The organism is Streptomyces sp. NBC_01166, from assembly GCF_045039765.1.
In the GTDB taxonomy this organism is placed as follows: domain Bacteria; phylum Actinomycetota; class Actinomycetes; order Streptomycetales; family Streptomycetaceae; genus Streptomyces.
Map to the genome: position 1 here is coordinate 1542054 of NZ_CP108613.1, position 16636 is coordinate 1558689.

Consider the following 16636-nt stretch of genomic DNA (forward strand, 5'->3'; position numbering starts at 1 on the left):
TCCTGGCCCCCGTCAAGCTTCCCCCGCACCGAACAGCGCCTCCTGCGCCGCGTCCCGCGCAGCGAACAGCGCTCCGCTCAGGACCGCGCCGCCGCCCAGCGTCCCGGCCCTGACTTCCGTACGCAGCGGTGACATCCGGACCAGTCGTTCCTCCACCCGCGCGGCGAGCGCGTCGCCCCCGGCGCGGCCGACCTCGCCGGCCAGGACGAGGCAGCCGGGGTCGAGGACGGAGACCACGGAGGCGGCTCCCAGCGCGAGGCGGTCGGCGAGCGCCGACAGGAACGCCTCACCGTTCCCGTCGCCCGCGCGCAGCGCGGCCCGGACGGCGAACGCGGCGGCGGGGTCCTGCTCCTGTGCCCCGTCCTCAGCCGGGCCCCACGTCCTGATGCCGTGTTCCGCGGCCAGCCGGCAGACTGCGGCGGAACCCACGAGGGAGTGAAAGCCTCCCTCGCAGTTGACCGCGGAGGGGACACCGGAGGTGCCGGGCACCGGCAGGAAGCCGATCTCCCCCGCTCCGCCCGAGGCGCCCCGGCGCAGCTTCCCGTCGAGCATCACGGCGGCGCCGATGCCGTTGCCGAGCCAGAGCAGCACGAAGGTGTCGCGGTCCTGGGCGGCTCCGATGCGGTGTTCCGCGACGGCGGCGAGATTGGTCTCGTTCTCCACGAGGACGGTGGCGGAGAGCCGCTGCTGGAGCTCCTTGACCAGGCCCCCGTGCCAGGCGGGGAGCCCGGCGGTGTTCCTGAGTTCGCCGGTGACCGGGTCGATGAGACCAGGGGCGCCGATGCCGACGCTGTGCAGCGGGGCGGTGCCCGCGGTGCGGGCCGTGCGCTCCAGCATCGCGACGGCGCGCTCGACGGCGGGCCGCGTCCCGGTGTCGCCGCCGATCGGCAGCGTGGCCTCGGCGAGGGTGACGCCGAGCAGGTCCGCGACGACCACGGCGACGCTGTCCGTACGCACGTCGAGGGCGGCCAGGTGCGCGCGGTCGGCCACGATCCCGTACAGCCGGGCATTGGGCCCCCGGCGGTCCGAGCCGCTCTCCCCGACGACCCGGACCAGCCCGGCGTCTTGGAGCCGCTCCACCAGATCGGCGACGGTGGGACGGGACAGGCCGGTCAGGGTCTTCAGCTGAGTGGCCGTCAGCGGGCCGTCCTGCTGGAGGAGCCGCAGGGCGAGCCGGTCGTTGATGGCCCGGGCTGTGCTCGGGGATGCGGGCATGCCGGGATCCTTCCAGATCACTGAGAGACCGCCGCCGGGGGGTTATTTATCAGGCAGGGTTCCTGATAGTTTACGCTCCGCACCGCGAGACGCGGCGCCGGGGTACCGGCGGGCCGCAATTTCCAGGGGAGGGCACGGCGTATGACAGAGGATCAAGCGGTCCCGGTCTTCGGCAGGGAGCAGATAAGGCGGGCCAGATACGCGGTCGCAGCGGTCTTCGCCGTACACGGGGCGGTGACCGGCAGCTTCGCGACCCGGGTCCCGTGGATCCAGGACCATGCCTCGGTGAGTGCGGGCCAGCTCGGTCTGGCACTCGCCTTCCCGGCCATCGGCGCCTCGCTGGCCATGCCACTGGCCGGCAGCGTCAGTCACCGCTTCGGGGCGCGGACGGCTCTGCGCGGTCTGCTGGCGCTCTGGACGCTGGCACTGATCCTGCCCGCCCTGGCCCCCAATCTGCTGACGCTCTGCCTCGCGCTGTTCGTCTACGGGGCGACCGCGGGGATGTCGGACGTCGCGATGAACGCACTCGGGGTCGAGGTGGAGAACCGTCTCGACAGGTCGATCATGTCCGGCCTGCACGGCATGTGGAGCGTGGGCGCCCTGATCGGTTCGGCGGGGGGCACGGTCGCGGCACACATCGGGGCCGACGCCCGGCTGCACCACACCCTGGCCGCGCTGGTGTTGACGGCGCTCGGCCTGGCCGCCTGCCAGGGGGTCCTGGACCTGCGCAGCCCGCCCGACGAGGAGCCGCCGCCGCGCTTCACCCTGCCGCCGAAGTCGGCGCTGGTCATCGGGGCGGTGGGCTTCTGCGCGGTGTTCGCCGAGGGGGCCAGCATGGACTGGTCGGCGGTCTACCTCCGGGACATCATGGGCAGCTCCGCCGGGCTCGCCGCGGCGTCGACCACGGCCTTCGCCCTCATGATGGCCATCGCCCGGATCGCCGGCGACAGGATCGTCGACCGTTTCGGTGCGGTGCGGACCGTACGGGTCGGAGGCGCGCTGGCCACGGTCGGCGGACTGCTCGTTGTCCTGGCTCCCGGTGCCGCCCTGGCGCTCACCGGCTTCGGGCTGCTGGGCCTCGGCGTGGCGGTCGTCGTTCCGCTGGCGTTCGCCGCGGCCGGCCGCAGCGGCACGAACCCGAGCCGGGCCATCGCGGGCGTCGCCACCATCACGTACACCTCCGGGCTCATCGCCCCGTCCGCGATCGGCTCGCTGGCCGAGGCGACGTCGCTGCTCGTGTCGTTCGGCCTGGTGACGGTGCTGGCGTTCGGCCTGGTCCTGGGAGCCGGGGTGCTGCGGGCGGGCGACCGCAAGGTCGCGGAGGGCGGCGTCCCGCAGCCCGCGCCGGACAGGAGCCCGGCGGGCGGCTGACGGCCTGGTGGCGTGCGGGCGGAGCGGAACGACAGATTCCACCGGCGGCGGGGCCGGGCGCGAGGCCGCGCCGCCTCGGCACTAACATGGCTCTGATCTTTTCCGCGGGTGGACCCCCAGGGCGCACCGCACACACCAATCAGGGAGCGACCATGGGCCTCGGCGTGCGCTGGACCTTGCACGGCGACGGAAAGACGCCCGCACCGGGCGCCGTGGTGCGCCCCGACGAGCGGCTCTCCTGGCCCCGTACGTTCGGGCTCGGCGCCCAGCACGTGGTGGCCATGTTCGGCGCGTCCTTCGTGGCGCCCGTCCTGATGGGCCTCGACCCGAACCTCGCCATCATGATGTCCGGCGTCGCCACCGCCATCTTCCTGCTGGCGACGAAGGGCAGGGTGCCCAGCTATCTGGGGTGCTCGCTCTCCTTCGTAGGCGTGGCAGCCACGATCCGCGCCAGTGGCGGCAGCAGTGCCACCGTCACCGGTGCGGTCCTTGTGGTCGGCGCCGTGCTGTTCCTGGTGGGGCTCGTGGTGCAGCGGTTCGGCGCGCGGATCATCCACGCGGCGATGCCTCCGGTGGTGACCGGCGCCGTCGTGATGCTGATCGGCTTCAACCTGGCACCCGTCACCGCGTCGACGTACTGGCCGCAGGACCAGTGGACGGCCCTGCTGGTGATGCTGTTCACCGGGCTGGCCGTGGTCTGTCTGCGCGGGTTCTTCTCGCGTATCGCGATCTTCCTGGGGCTCGTCTTCGGCTATGTCCTGTCCTGGGTGCTCGACCTGGTCTTCGGGAAGATCCACTCCCCGGCCGGCGGCGCGGAGGCCGTGGACCATTGGCGGCTGGACCTGTCGGCCGTGGCGGACGCGAACTGGATCGGGCTGCCGTCCTTCCACGCACCGAGCTTCGAGTGGTCCGCGATCCTGGTCGCGCTGCCGGTCGTCATCGCCCTGATCGCCGAGAACGCCGGGCATGTGAAGGCCGTCGGCGAGATGACCGGCGACTCCCTCGACGACAAGCTGGGCACCGCGATCGCCGCGGACGGCGCCGCCTCGATGCTGTCCACGGCCGTCGGCGGCCCGCCCAACACCACGTACTCCGAGAACATCGGCGTGATGGCGGCGACCCGGGTCTACTCCACCGCGGCCTACTGGGCGGCGGCCTTCTTCGCGCTGCTGTTCGGCCTCTGCCCCAAGTTCGGCGCGGTCGTCGCCGCGATCCCCGGCGGGGTGCTCGGCGGTATCACCGTGATCCTGTACGGCATGATCGGCCTGCTGGGCGCCCAGATCTGGCTGAACGCCAAGGTCGACCTGCGTAACCCCCTCAACCTCGTACCGGCCGCCGCGGGCATCATCATCGGCGTCGGCGGGGTCAGCCTGAAGATCACCGACAACTTCGAGCTGAGCGGCATCGCGCTCGGCACGCTCGTCGTGATCACGGGCTACCACGCGCTCCGGGCGTTCGCCCCGGCGCACCTGAAGACGCAGGAGCCCCTGCTGGACTCGGGCACGTCCCAGTACGACGAGGAGCCCCCGGCCGGTAAGGACTGACGGGGTCCGTGCCACCGGGGGCCCCGCTCCCGGCAGTACCACCGCTCAGCCGGTGGCCGGCTTGTTGGCATAGTCCGGGGTGGACGAGCCGGCTGAGGCGTCGCAGCCGTCGGACTCCCCCGGCAGTTTCACCCAGAGGTACGCGGTGACGACAGGGCTGCGGGAATGTGCAGCGGGAAGCCCTTCGTCCGCTTTCGGCTGCCCGGGTCGTGGCGGGGATCTTGTCAACGCGTCACGTCATGGATAGGACTGTCCGCGTGGATGATCACCAAAATCCACGCGTCCTGCCGCGACAGCCGATGGGGAGCATTTGATGAGCGACGCGCAGAGCACAGGGCAGACCCCGGGACAGCACGGAGGACTGAGCCGACGCCGCGTCCTGGGTGGTGCCGCCGGGCTGGCCGCCGTCACGGCGGGGCTGCCGGCCGGCAGTGCGCTCGCGGCGTCGGACGCGGCGTCAGACGCCGCCCGCTGGCGACGACACTGCGCGCGTGTGACGATCACCCGCGACGACTGGGGTGTCCCGCACGTGGTCGGCGAGAGTGACGCCGACGCGGTGTTCGGGATGATGTACAGCCAGGCCGAGGACGACTTCAACCGGGTCGAGACCAATTACCTGACAGCCCTCGGCCGGCTCGCCGAGGCCGAGGGCGAGAGCGCGATCTGGCAGGACCTGCGCCAGCGGCTCTATCTCGACCACGCGGAGCTGAAGAAGGACTACGCCAGGTCCCCCGCCTGGCTGCGCACCTTGATGCAGGCCTGGGCGGACGGCCTCAACTACTACCTCGCCACCCACCCCGACGTACGCCCGCGCGCACTCGACCGCTTCGAGCCGTGGATGCCGCTGAGCTTCTCGGAGGGCAGCATCGGCGGCGACATCGAGTCGATCCCGCTCAGCCGGCTCGAAGCCTTCTACGCCGGGCGCGAAGTGCCGATGACCGACGACGAGCTCGGCCTGACGTTCCGCGAGCCGACCGGATCGAACGGCATGGCCATCGCGCCGAGCCACACCCGCGACGGCCACGCCCTGCTCCTCATCAACCCCCACACCAGCTTCTTCTTCCGCGCCGAGCAGCATGTGACGAGCAGGCAGGGGCTCGACGTCTACGGGGCCGCCACCTGGGGCCAGTTCTTCATCTACCAGGGCTTCAACGCCGACACCGGCTGGATGCACACGACGGCCGGGGTCGACAACATCGACAACTTCGCCGAGACGATCGTGAGCGGCCCGGCCGGGGAGGACGGGGAGTACTTCTACCGTTACGGCGACGAGCTGCGCCCCGTCACCACCAGGACGGTCACGCTGTCCTGCCGCACCGAGGACGGCGGCCAGGAGGAGCGGAGCTTCACCACCTTCGCCACCCACCACGGCCCGGTGGTCCGCGAGGAGGACGGCAAGTGGATCGCGTGCGCGCTGATGAACAAGCCCGTCGAGGCGCTCAAGCAGAGCTTCCTGCGCACCACGACGAAGAACTACGAGGAGTACATCCGGGTCGCGGAACTCAAGGCGAACAGCTCCAACAACACCCTCTTCGCGGATTCCAGCGGTGACATCGCGTTTCTGATGCCGCAGTTCATGCCGAAGCGCGACGACCGTTTCGACTATCTCAAGAACGTCGACGGCAGCGACCCCGCCACCGACTGGAACGGACTGCACAGCCTGGCGAGCATGCCGCAGGCCGTGAATCCCAGGAACGGCTGGGCCTTCAACACCAACAACTGGCCCTGGACCGCCGCCGGTGACGAGAGCCCCGACGCCGCCGACTACCCGCGCTACTTCGACAAGGCCGGCGAGAATCCACGCGGGCCTCAGGCCATCCGGGTGCTCACCGCACGCAAGGACTTCACCCCTCGGACGCTGATCGAGGCCGCCTTCGACCCGTACCTCACGGCCTTCGCCCGGCTGCTCCCCGGCCTTGTCGCCGCGTGGGAGGGGCTTCCCCGTGGCAACGGGCAGCGGAAGCGGCTCTCCGGCCCGATCGCCCTGCTGCGCGACTGGGACTGTCGCTGGTCGACGCGGTCGACGGCCATGTCGGTGGCCGTGTTCTGGGGTGAGGACCTGTGGGCGATGACCGCGCAAGCGGCGGCGGACGCCGGACTCTCGGGATGGGACTACATGGCCGACCGCGCCACCGACGCCGAGCGCATCGAGGCGCTCGGCACGGCGGTGGCGCGGCTGGAGCGGGACTTCGGCAGCCGGTACGTGGAGTGGGGCGAGATCAACCGCTACCAGCGCAACGACGGTGCGATCGTCCAGGAGTTCGACGACGACAAGCCGAGCCTTCCGGTCCCCTTCGCTTCCTCGCGCTGGGGTTCGCTCGCGTCGTTCGGTGCGAAGGCCTACCCGGGTACGAAGCGCTACTACGGCACCAGCGGCAATTCCTTCGTCGCGGTGGTGGAGTTCGGGCCGCGGCTGCGCGCCTGGGCGGTCACGGCGGGCGGCGTGAGCGGCCACCCCGGCTCCCCGCACTTCGACGACCAGGCCGGACGCTACGCGAGCGGCGACCTGCGGCGCGTCTACTTCTACCCCGACGAGCTGAAGGGGCACGTGGAGCGGAGGTACCGGCCCGGCGAGTGAGAGCCCGCCGACCGGGACGGCCCGGTGGGGCCCGGGGCCGGGGTGGCCGTCACGCAGGCCGAGGGCGAGGCGGACGGGGTGGGCGCCTCGCCCCGGTCCTGCCCTCCGCGTGTACGCCCGGCACTGCCCGCCCCCTCCCCCGGCGCCCGGTGTTCGTCCGTTCCGATGAAGTCTCCGGCCCGTCGGCGCCGTGGCGAGCCCATGGCTGGGACGCTGCCCGCATGGACCGGATCGAGCAGTTCGCAATCCCGGCCGGCGCGGCCGGCGCGGTGACCGATGTCGGCACGGTGATCGAGCGGATGCGTGCGTTCCGCTCCGACTGGCCGCCCGAGGACGGTGTGGCGGTCTTCAACCAGATCTATCTGACGGTGACGGAGGCGGTCGGCCGGCACATCACGGACGGCGCGTTCACGGACCGGGAGGCCGTGTCCGCACTGGACGTGCGGTTCGCCGAGCACTATCTGGCGGCGGTCGACACAGCCGTCTCGGGCGACCGTCCGCCCGAGTGCTGGCGCCCGCTGTTCCAGTACCGCCGCCATCCGGGCGTACGTCCCCTGCAGTTCGCGCTGGCGGGTATCAACGCGCACATCGGGCACGATCTCGCCCTGGCCGTCGTGGACACCTGCCGTACGCTCGACTGCGCTCCGCCGGACCTCAAGGAGGAGTTCGACCGGGTGGGCGATCTCCTCGTGTTGCTGGAGGAACAGATCCGCGAGGATCTGATGCCCGGCCCCGATCTGCTGCAGGTCGCCGATCCCCTCATCCATCTCGCGGGGGCCTGGAGTCTGGAGCGGGCCCGCGAGGCGTCCTGGTCGGCGGCCCGGATGCTGTGGCAGCTGCGTGGAGTGCCGCCTCTGGCCGAGGAGTTCAGGGCACGGATGGATGCCGGAGCCGGCCTGGTGGGGCGCTTCCTGCTCACTCCGTGCCGCTGAGGCGGCGCGCCCGTCTCAGCCCTCCGGGAGCTCGACCGGCGCGATCTCGTCGAAGACGTCGCCCGGCCCCGGGTTCGCCGGGTCGGTGGCGCCGCCGAACTGCGCCATCACGCCCCATACGGCGTTCAGCGCGGTCTGTACGGCTCCCTCGGCCCAGCCCGCCGTCCACGAGATGTCGTCGCCCGCGAGGAACAGGCCGCGCTTGTCGGAGGGCAGCCGGTCCTGCATGAAGTGGGTGAAGAGGCGGCGCTGGTAACGGTAGTGGCCGGGCAGGTTCGCCTTGAACGCGCCCATGAAGTACGGCTCGTTCTCCCAGGAGACGGTGACCGGGTTGCCGATGATGTGCTTGCGGATGTCGACGCCCGGATAGATCTCGCCGAGCGACTTGAGCATGACGTCCATGCGTTCCTTCGGGGAGAGCGGCAGCCACTTCAGGCTGTCGTCGCACCACGTGTAGGAGAGGCAGATGACGGCCGGCTTGTCGGGCCCGTCGTCCAGGAGGTACGTCCCCCGGGTCATCCGGTCCGTGAGCGTCATGGACATCGCGTCCCGGCCGGTGACCTCGTCCTTGTCGAGCCAGAACGGCCGGTCGACGGGCACGAACAGCTTGGAGGACTCCATGTAGTGGGTGCGCTCCATCGCCGTCCAGTGGTCGATGGGGAAGAGCGCGTCGTCGCAGGCGATCTTGGAGAGCAGCAGCCAGGACTGTCCGGTGAAGACCGCCGCCCGGTAGGTGCGGATGTCACCCGTGGCGTCGGTGACCGTGATCCGGTTACCCGCCGTGCGGTCGAGCCGGGTCACTGCGGGGCGCGGCTGCCCGTCGTGCAGCGAGGACAGCGACGTGCCGTACGGCCAGTGCACGGTCTTCTGAGGTTCGCGGTCCCAGAGGCGCAGCGGAAGCTGCTGGCTGCCACCGACGATGCCCCGGTGGTGGTCGTCGGCCTCGGTGTAGACGACGCGGAGGATCTCCAGGATCGAGTTGGGGAAGTCGGTGTCCCAGCCGCCGGTACCGAAGCCGACCTGCCCGAAGATCTCGCGGTGCCGGAAGGAGGCGAAGGCCTCGGAGCCGCAGAGGAAGCCGTAGAAGGTCTGGTCGTCGAGCTTCTCGACGAGCTCCGCCCAGATCTCCCGGATGCGCGGTACGTCACGCTCGCGCATCGCGCGGTTCATGTCGGAGAAGTCCGCGCCCTCCTCCAGGCAGGAGTTCCAGGCGTCCATCACCTCGCGGTACACCTGGGGCAGGTCGTCGATGGTGCGCGCGTAGTGGGACTCGCCCTTGAGGTCGACGACGGTCGAGGGGGTCGCCGGGGAGAGCGGGTTGGGGAACGGCTTGGTCTCCAGCCCCACCAGGTCGATGTAGTGCTGGAGCGCCGTGGACGAGGGCGGGAAGCGCATGGCGCCCATCTCGGCGGTCAGCGAGGGGTCGCACCCGTCGAAGCCGACGGTGCGCAGCCGGCCGCCGATGCGGTCCGCCTCGTAGACGACGGGCTTCAGCCCCATCTTCATGAGTTCGTACGCGGTGATGATGCCGGAGAGGCCCCCGCCGATGACGGCCACCTCGGTGCCGTGCTCGGTGGCGGGTATCTGTCCGATGCCCGCCGGGTGGGCGAGGAAGTCGTCGTAGGCGTACGGGAAGTCCGGCCCGAACATGGTGATCGGCGGCTGCGCGTCGGTGTGCTGGACGGCGTTGGGCACCGTGGACGTCATGGGGTACGGACTCCTTGCGGGGGAAGCGTGGAACGGGGACGGGTGCTCAGACCAGGGAGCCGTACATGCCCGGCCGCCGGTCCTCGATGTACGGATTGGCGGCGCGCGACCCGGCGAGCAGGCCGGGGTCGGCCTCGCCGACGAGGAGCTCCTCGCCGCGGCCGGCGCGGACGCGGACCGTGCCGTCGGGGCCGGCCAGGCAGCTCAGCCCGGTGAAGTCGAACTCTCCCTCGCTGCCTGCCCTGTTGACGTACGCGATGTAGAGCTGGCTCTCGAAGGCGCGCACCGGCACGACGGATTCGGCGACGAACGTGAAGGGGTGCATCAGCGCGGTCGGGACCAGCAGCAGCTCGGTCCCGGCCAGGGCGTGCGCGCGCACGTTCTCCGGGAACTCGACGTCGTAGCAGATCAGCAGCCCGACCCGTACGCCGTCCAGCTCGGCCTGCACCACCGGCTGCTCGCCGGGGGTGAACCACTCCTCCTCGAAGCCGCCGTAGAGGTGGGTCTTGCGGTAGTTGGCGAGCGGCACCCCGTCGGGGCCGATGAGCTGTGCCGCGTTGAAGACCGCCTCGCCCGAACGCTCCGGGTACCCGTAGTGGATGGCGAGGCCGTGGCGTACGCAGATGCCGGCGACGGCTCGCGCGGAGGGTCCGTCCGCGGGTTCGGCCAGCTCGGGGACGGCGTCACCGATGGCGTATCCGGTGAGGAACAGCTCCGGGCAGACCAGCAGCCGGGCACCCGCGGCGGCGGCCCGTGCGGCGGCCTCGTCGAGCGCCGCGAGGTTGCCGTCCACGGAGCCGGCTCGTCCGGAGCTCTGGAGCAGGGCGGTACGCAACGGCGGCATGGCTGACCTCGGGCGGGACGGGCGGGGTGGGGAGACGTATTGAAGGTACGGCGCGGGGATCACGGCCGACAAGGCGCGATTGTTGCGCGTGTACCGTCGATCCGTTGCGTGAAAAGCAGCCGATGCGGTGATTTGTTGCGTGGGACGTCCTCGCAGGCCGGACGAGTGATTTCGGTCTCCCCCGCACCCGCCCGCAGGCCAGGGGCCCGGCTCCCGCGACGCCCGTACGAGGTCAGGCCGGCGGGCCGGAGGAGGAGTACCGCCGCAGCAGCGGCGAGAGCACGAGGACCGACTTGGTCCGCTCGACGTAGGGCTCGCCCGCGATCCGCTCCAGCACCTGCTCGAAGTGGCGCATGTCGGCGGCGAAGACCTGCACGACCGCGTCGGCGTCGCCCGTCACCGTGGACGCGGACGCGATCTCCGGATAGGCGGAGAGGCCACGCTTGATCGCCTCGGGGGCTGTGTTGCGGCTGCAGTAGATCTCGATGAACCCCTCGGTCTCCCAGCCGAGGGCCGCCGGGTCGACGCGCACGGTGAAGCCCGTGATGGCCCCTTCGGCGCGCAGCCGGTCCACGCGGCGCTTCACCGCGGGTGCCGAGAGGCCGATGAGGGCGCCGATGTCCGCGTAGGAGCGGCGGGCGTCCTCGGCGAGGGCGTGGACGATGCGTTCGTCGAGGTCGTTCAGGCGCACTTCGGGTGGATCACTTCTCTGCGGCGGAAGGTGTCGGGGGCGGCCGGGGTCTTCGGCCGCCCCCGAAGTAGACCATGCGCGCCCCGCGAGGGCGCGCTCACCGCGGGGGACGACCGGTCAGAAGGGGAACTCCGAGCGGCCGTGCTGGACCGAGATCCACTTCTGCGTGGTGAACGCTTCGAGCATCGACTCGCCGTTCAGCCGCCCGAGGCCGGAGTTCTTCTCCCCGCCGAAGGGGACGATGGGCTCGTCGTGGACCGTGCCGTCGTTGATGTGGATCATGCCGGTGCGGATCCGCTGCCCCACCCGCACGCCGCGCTCGATGTTGCCGGTGTGGACCGCGCCGCTCAGTCCGTACGGGGTGTCGTTGGCGATCCGTACGGCCTCGTCCTCCCCGTCGAAGGGGACGAGCAGGGCCACCGGACCGAAGATCTCCTGCTGCAGGACGGGGGAATCGGCGGCGAGGCCGGTCAGGACGGACGGGCTCACCACATTGCCCTCGCTTCGGCCGTGCAGCAGTGCCGTGGCGCCCGCCGCCACGGTCTCGTCGACGAGCCTGGACACGGCGTCGGCCTGCGAGGAGCTGATCAGCGGGCCGATGTGGGTCGCGGGGTCGGCCGGGTCGCCGACGCGGAGGGAGGCGACCTTGGCGACGAACTTCTCGGTGAACTCCTGCTCCACCGAGCGGTCCACCAGGATGCGGTTGGCCGCCATGCAGACCTGGCCCTGGTGGACGTAGCGGCTGAAGACGGCCGCGTCGACGGCGTAGTCCACGTCGGCGTCGTCCAGGACGATCAGCGCGCTGTTGCCGCCGAGTTCGAGCACCGCGCGCTTGAGGTTGGCCGCGCAGACCGTGGCGACGTGGCGGCCGATCCTGTCCGACCCGGTGAAGGAGATGACCTGCGGGACGGGGTGCTCCAGCAGGGCGTCGCCGATCTCGGCGATGTCGGTGACCACGACGTTCAGCAGTCCGGCGGGGAGCCCCGCCTCCTCGAACACCTTGGCGATCAGTGTGCCGCCGCAGACCGGGGTGTTCTGGTGCGGCTTGAGGACCACGGCGTTACCGAGGGCCAGCGCGGGCGCCACCGACTTGAGCGACAGCAGGAAGGGGAAGTTGAACGGGCTGATGACACCCACGACCCCGACCGGCAGCCGGTAGACGCGGTTCTCCTTGCCCTCGGTCGGCGAGGGGAGTATCTGCCCGGTGGACCGCAGTGCGAGCTGGACCGCCTCGCGCAGGAACTCCTTGGCCAGATGCAGCTCGAAGCCCGCCTTCAGCCGGGTGCCCCCGAGCTCCGCGACGATCGCCTCGCTGATCTCGGCCTCGCGCTCCTCGACGACCCGCAGCGCCTTCTCCAGCACCGCCCGCCGGGCGTAGGGGTTGGTGTCGGCCCACTCCGGCTGGGCCCGCTCGGCGGCGCGGTAGGCCTGGTCGACCTCACCGGCCGTGGCGACGGTGACCGAGGCGAGCTTCTCCCCGCTGTACGGGTTGAAGTCGATGATGTCCCAGGACCCCTTCCCCGGCCTCCACTCGCCGTCGATGTACTGCTGGGCCAGGTCGGTGAAGAAGGAGCTCATGGGATCCCTTACCGCAGAGGGGCGGGCAGCTGATTGCGGCTCATATTACTTATCCTTCAACCATGTTGAAGGGGAGACGGGAGCGCTCGCCTGTGAATGCCGTCAGGCAGCCATGACCTCGGGTGCACACACGAAAAGTGCCCCTCCCCGCGCGAACGGCGGGGAGGGGCACTCGTGCCACAGGGCCGCCGGGGCCCCCGGCATCAGCTCCAGCTGGCGTGGAGCGGCTTGCCCTCCGCGTAGCCCGCGGCGCTCTGGACACCCACGATCGCCTTCTCGGCGAACTCCTCGAGCGAGGAGGCGCCCGCGTAGGTGCAGGAGGAACGGACACCGGCGATGATCGAGTCGATCAGGTCCTCCACACCGGGGCGGGTCGGGTCGAGGAACATCCGCGAGGTGGAGATGCCCTCCTCGAACAGTCCCTTGCGGGCCCGGTCGTAGGCGGACTCCTCCGAGGTGCGGTTCTTGACCGCGCGCGCCGAGGCCATCCCGAACGACTCCTTGTAGTACCGCCCGTCGGCGGACTGCTGGAGGTCGCCGGGCGACTCGTACGTCCCGGCGAACCAGGAACCGATCATCACGTTGGACGCGCCGGCGGCCAGAGCCATCGCCACGTCGCGCGGGTGCCGGACGCCTCCGTCGGCCCAGACGTGCTTGCCGTGCTTCTTGGCCTCGGCGGCGCACTCCAGCACGGCGGAGAACTGCGGCCGGCCGACGCCGGTCATCATGCGGGTGGTGCACATCGCGCCCGGGCCCACGCCGACCTTGATGATGTCGGCGCCGGCCTCGATCAGGTCACGCACGCCCTCGGCTGCCACGACGTTGCCCGCGACGATCGGCACGGCCGGGTCGAGCGCCCGGACGGCGGCGACCGCGCTGATCATGGATTCCTGGTGACCGTGGGCGGTGTCCACGACGAGGGTGTCGACACCGGCGTCCAGGAGCTGCTTGGCCTTGCCCGCCACATCGCCGTTGATACCGACGGCCGCCGCGATCCGCAGCTTGCCGTCCGCGTCCGTCGCGGGGGTGTAGAGCGTCGCGCGCAGCGCGGCCTTGCGGGTGAGGATGCCGACGAGCCGGCCGTCCGCGTCGACCGCGGGTGCGAGCTTGCGGTTGGCGCCGTCGAGCTTGTTGAAGGCCTCGCGCGGATCGATGTCCGCGTCGAGCACCACCAGGTCCTTGGACATGACCTCGGAGAGCTGGGTGAAGCGGTCCACGCCGGTGAGGTCGTGGTCGGTGACGACACCGACCGGACGGTTCTCGGCGTCGACGACGACGCCGGCTCCGTGGGCCCGCTTGTGCAGGAGGGACAGCGCGTCGGCGACGGTCTGGCCGGGGGCCAGCACGATGGGCGTGTCGAGCACGAGGTGGCGCTTCTTGACCCAGCCGATGACCTCGGTGACGACCTCGATCGGGATGTCCTGCGGGATCACGACCAGACCACCGCGGCGGGCGATGGTTTCGGCCATCCGGCGGCCCGCGATGGCGGTCATGTTCGCGACGACGAGCGGGATGGTGGTGCCACTGCCGTCCGGCGACGAGAGGTCCACGGCCTGCCGGGAACCGACCGCGGAGCGGCCGGGGACCATGAAGACATCGTCGTACGTGAGGTCGTAGGGGACCGAGGGAGAGGTCGTGTAGCGACCGGTGCCGGGCTCAAGAAAACGCATAACACCCATTTTTTCATACGAAACGGTGCAGGTCGTTTCCACGAAGACACAGCAATGGACCCCCGCGTTCGTCAGTTCCTCCAAGGAGGCTGCCCGGGGGCCGGGCAAGTGGAAGCCTGCCTTACCCATGGACCCTACCCGAACGGTATTCGCTCCTTCGTGATCACTATCCCTGGACCGGGTGACGAGGGGTCAGGTAGCTTCAAAGACGCAGGTCCATGCGGTAGGCGCGACACCGCCCACGAACCCGGAACACCTGTCACGCGTTTGGCCGGAGAGGATGGGGATCCGCCTGTGGAGAGCGAACTGCCCGACATCTACTGCCCGTTCCCCCAGCGAAGCAATCCGCACGTGGCTCACACCCGTGAGCACCTCGACGCCTGGACGCGGCGCACCGGTCTGGTGCACCGGGAATCGGCCAGGAAGCGCTTCGAGCAGGCAGACTTCGGCGCCTTCGTGGGCATGGTCCACCCGACGGCCGACAGCGAGCACCTCGACCTGGTCGCCGACTGGTTCGTCTGGCTCTTCCTCGTCGACGACCAGCTGGACGACGGGCACCTGGGCCGCAGCCCGGAACGCGTACGCGACGTGGTGGAGCGGATGCGCGCCGTGATCGAGGGCGGGGCTTCCGCGCCCCTGCCCGACGAGGAGGCCCCCGCCGCGCTCGTCGCCCTGGCCGACCTGTGGGAACGTACGATCCCGAGGGCCGCCCCGCACTGGCGCGCCCGCTTCACCTGGCACCTCATGACGTATCTGACGACCGCCACCACCTGGGAGGCGGGGAACCGCGCCGACGGGGTCGTGCCGTCCGAGGCGACGTACATCGCCAAGCGCCGGCACACCGGGGCCATCCATGTGTGCATGGACCTGATAGAGATCGTGGCCGGCATCGGGGCGCCCGAGTCGATCCACAACGACGCCCGGTTCATCACGGCGCTCGAAGCCGCCTGCAACGTCGTGTGCTGGGCGAACGACGTCTACTCCTACGAGAAGGAGCAGGTGCTGGGCGAGATCCACAATCTCGTCCATCTGGTCCGGCACCATCGCGGCTACGGTGAGCGCCAGGCGCTGGAGCACGTATGTGCGGAGATAGCCGACGAGACGAGACGCTTCCTCGACGCGGAGGCCGAGCTGCTCGGACTGTACCCGGAGCTGGCGGGCCTGCTCGTGCCCTATCTCGACGGGATGCGGAGCTGGATGCGCGGAAATCTGGACTGGTCCCGGCAGACCCCCCGCTACAACCCGGCGGACGTCAGCCAGTACGCGGAGCCCGGGGCCTATCTGGAGGAGTCCGTGCTCGGCGTGAGCCCGGACCACGCGCGGCTGGGCGCGGGGGGCAGCGGCTGAAGCAGGACATGGCGGAGGCCGGGCACCGTGTGGTGCCCGGCCTCCCCTTTGTCCTCGGTCAGTCGTCGGGGTCGGCCCGCTCCAGCGCCGGGCGCTGTCCCGCGGCGAACTCCGTCAGGAGGTAGTCGGCGGCGGCGGTGTCCGTGACGAGGCTGGTGACCAGCCCCGAACGCAGCACGGCGCCGATCGCCGCCGCCTTCCGCTGTCCGCCGGCGATGGCCACCACCTCGGGGATCCGGCGCAGCCGGTCGGCCTCCACGGTGATGCACCGCTCGCCCAGGTCCCGGCCGACCCGGCGCCCGTTCGCGTCGAAGAGGTGGGCGGACATCTCCGCCGCCACACCGAGCGAGGCGTAGTGGGCGCGCTCCTCGTCCGAGAGCATGTCGTGGACGGTGGAGATGCCGGGCTCCCAGGATCCGATGGAGACCGCGGCGACCGTCACCTTGTCGAAGTACTCGAAGGCGCGGGCGATTCCCGTCTGGTGGCGCAGCGCGGCCGCCGTCGCCGGATCGGGCAGCAGCATCGGAGCGTAGATCGGGTGCGCCTCCCCGCCGGACACCTGCGCTGCGCGGCGGACCGCCTCGACCGAGCCGCGCTCGGCCGTACCCGCGTCGTAGACACCGGTCAGCTGCACGACCGTGCACGGGGGCAGCCGGTCGAGGGCCGCCGCCATGTGGATGGTGGAGCGGCCCCAGGCGAGGCCCAGCACATCGCCCTCGTTCACGAGCTCGCCGAGCAGCTCGGCCGCCACCTCACCCAGATTCTCCGGATCGGCGGCGTCGTCCTGCTCCTCCGCGGGGGACTCGACCACGACGGCGTGCCGCAGGCCGTAGCGGGCCCGGAGCGCGTCGGAGCGTTCCGCGTCCAGCTCCGCCGGTACCCGGATCTCGATCCGTACGAGATCACGCTCGAGGGCTGTCTCCAGGACCCGGGCCACCTTGAAGCGGCTGACGCCGAACTCCTCGGCGATCTGGATCTTCGACTTTCCCTCGAGGTAGAACCGGCGGGCCATGGCCGCCGCCTGCACCAGCTCCGCGGGTCCCATCCGCATGGCTGACCGACCCGCCGAGATGCCAGACACCGCGATCTCCTCACTGCTGTTCACACGCTGATACGCCGTTCATCCTGTCAGATGCGGCGATCCCTGGTCAGACCCGTC

General features: G+C 70.8%; 12 protein-coding genes. 5 read left to right on the forward strand and 7 right to left on the reverse strand.

Annotated features, from left to right (window positions below; genetic code table 11):
• Positions 1–12: 12 nt before the first annotated feature.
• Entirely contained in the window at positions 13–1215 is a 1203-nt protein-coding gene (locus OG379_RS07070) for an ROK family transcriptional regulator (protein WP_405660461.1), read from the reverse strand.
• A 141-nt stretch (positions 1216–1356) separates the two neighbouring features.
• Here OG379_RS07070 and OG379_RS07075 point away from each other — a divergent pair, with 141 nt between their 5' ends.
• The 4 genes from OG379_RS07075 (at position 1357) to OG379_RS07090 (ending at position 7640) form a co-directional block, all read left to right on the forward strand.
• Positions 1357–2586 carry an MFS transporter gene (locus tag OG379_RS07075; protein WP_405660462.1) on the forward strand — a complete coding sequence of 410 codons (1230 nt, stop codon included), beginning with the start codon at positions 1357–1359 and terminating at the stop codon, positions 2584–2586.
• A 152-nt stretch (positions 2587–2738) separates the two neighbouring features.
• On the forward strand, positions 2739–4130 hold the full coding sequence (locus OG379_RS07080; RefSeq protein WP_393765761.1) for a uracil-xanthine permease family protein: 1392 nt from the start codon (positions 2739–2741) through the stop codon (positions 4128–4130).
• Positions 4131–4443: 313 nt separating this feature from the next.
• Entirely contained in the window at positions 4444–6708 is a 2265-nt protein-coding gene (locus OG379_RS07085) for a penicillin acylase family protein (protein ID WP_405660464.1), read from the forward strand.
• A 221-nt stretch (positions 6709–6929) separates the two neighbouring features.
• On the forward strand, positions 6930–7640 hold the full coding sequence (locus OG379_RS07090) for a DUF5995 family protein (protein WP_405660466.1): 711 nt from the start codon (positions 6930–6932) through the stop codon (positions 7638–7640).
• A 15-nt stretch (positions 7641–7655) separates the two neighbouring features.
• Here OG379_RS07090 and OG379_RS07095 read toward each other — a convergent pair whose 3' ends face one another.
• The 5 genes from OG379_RS07095 to OG379_RS07115 all read right to left on the reverse strand — a co-directional run bounded on the left by OG379_RS07095 (position 7656) and on the right by OG379_RS07115 (position 14130).
• Positions 7656–9347 carry a flavin monoamine oxidase family protein gene (locus OG379_RS07095; RefSeq protein WP_405660469.1) on the reverse strand — a complete coding sequence of 564 codons (1692 nt, stop codon included), beginning with the start codon at positions 9345–9347 and terminating at the stop codon, positions 7656–7658.
• Positions 9348–9393: 46 nt separating this feature from the next.
• Positions 9394–10191 carry a carbon-nitrogen hydrolase family protein gene (locus OG379_RS07100; RefSeq protein WP_405660472.1) on the reverse strand — a complete coding sequence of 266 codons (798 nt, stop codon included), beginning with the start codon at positions 10189–10191 and terminating at the stop codon, positions 9394–9396.
• 232 nt (positions 10192–10423) lie between these two features.
• Entirely contained in the window at positions 10424–10882 is a 459-nt protein-coding gene (locus tag OG379_RS07105; protein WP_104790440.1) for an Lrp/AsnC family transcriptional regulator, read from the reverse strand.
• 117 nt (positions 10883–10999) lie between these two features.
• Positions 11000–12460: an aldehyde dehydrogenase family protein gene (locus OG379_RS07110; protein ID WP_405660474.1), complete on the reverse strand. Its 1461-nt coding sequence runs from the start codon at positions 12458–12460 to the stop codon at positions 11000–11002.
• 203 nt (positions 12461–12663) lie between these two features.
• The gene (locus OG379_RS07115; RefSeq protein WP_393765768.1) at positions 12664–14130 is read right to left on the reverse strand and encodes a GuaB1 family IMP dehydrogenase-related protein; all 1467 of its coding nucleotides are present in this window, start codon (positions 14128–14130) and stop codon (positions 12664–12666) included.
• A 294-nt stretch (positions 14131–14424) separates the two neighbouring features.
• On the opposite strand from OG379_RS07115, the gene OG379_RS07120 reads away from it, so the two are divergent.
• Positions 14425–15477 (forward strand): terpene cyclase, encoded by a 1053-nt coding sequence (locus OG379_RS07120; protein ID WP_405660476.1) that lies wholly within the window; start codon positions 14425–14427, stop codon positions 15475–15477.
• Positions 15478–15535: 58 nt separating this feature from the next.
• Here the strand turns inward: OG379_RS07120 and OG379_RS07125 are convergent, their stop codons facing one another.
• Positions 15536–16522, reverse strand: a complete 987-nt coding sequence (locus OG379_RS07125) for a sugar-binding domain-containing protein (RefSeq protein ID WP_362929676.1) — start codon at positions 16520–16522, stop codon at positions 15536–15538.
• Positions 16523–16636: the final 114 nt, after the last annotated feature.

Excerpts from the sequence above, each read along its gene's own strand:
- OG379_RS07070 (WP_405660461.1), bottom strand. The coding sequence starts at position 1,215 with ATGCCCGCATCCCCGAGCACAGCCCGGGCCATCAACGACCGGCTCGCC.
- OG379_RS07075 (WP_405660462.1), top strand. The coding sequence starts at position 1,357 with ATGACAGAGGATCAAGCGGTCCCGGTCTTCGGCAGGGAGCAGATAAGG.
- OG379_RS07080 (WP_393765761.1), top strand. The coding sequence starts at position 2,739 with ATGGGCCTCGGCGTGCGCTGGACCTTGCACGGCGACGGAAAGACGCCC.
- OG379_RS07085 (WP_405660464.1), top strand. The coding sequence starts at position 4,444 with ATGAGCGACGCGCAGAGCACAGGGCAGACCCCGGGACAGCACGGAGGA.
- OG379_RS07090 (WP_405660466.1), top strand. The coding sequence starts at position 6,930 with ATGGACCGGATCGAGCAGTTCGCAATCCCGGCCGGCGCGGCCGGCGCG.
- OG379_RS07095 (WP_405660469.1), bottom strand. The coding sequence starts at position 9,347 with ATGACGTCCACGGTGCCCAACGCCGTCCAGCACACCGACGCGCAGCCG.
- OG379_RS07100 (WP_405660472.1), bottom strand. The coding sequence starts at position 10,191 with ATGCCGCCGTTGCGTACCGCCCTGCTCCAGAGCTCCGGACGAGCCGGC.
- OG379_RS07110 (WP_405660474.1), bottom strand. The coding sequence starts at position 12,460 with ATGAGCTCCTTCTTCACCGACCTGGCCCAGCAGTACATCGACGGCGAG.
- OG379_RS07115 (WP_393765768.1), bottom strand. The coding sequence starts at position 14,130 with ATGCGTTTTCTTGAGCCCGGCACCGGTCGCTACACGACCTCTCCCTCG.
- OG379_RS07125 (WP_362929676.1), bottom strand. The coding sequence starts at position 16,522 with ATGGGACCCGCGGAGCTGGTGCAGGCGGCGGCCATGGCCCGCCGGTTC.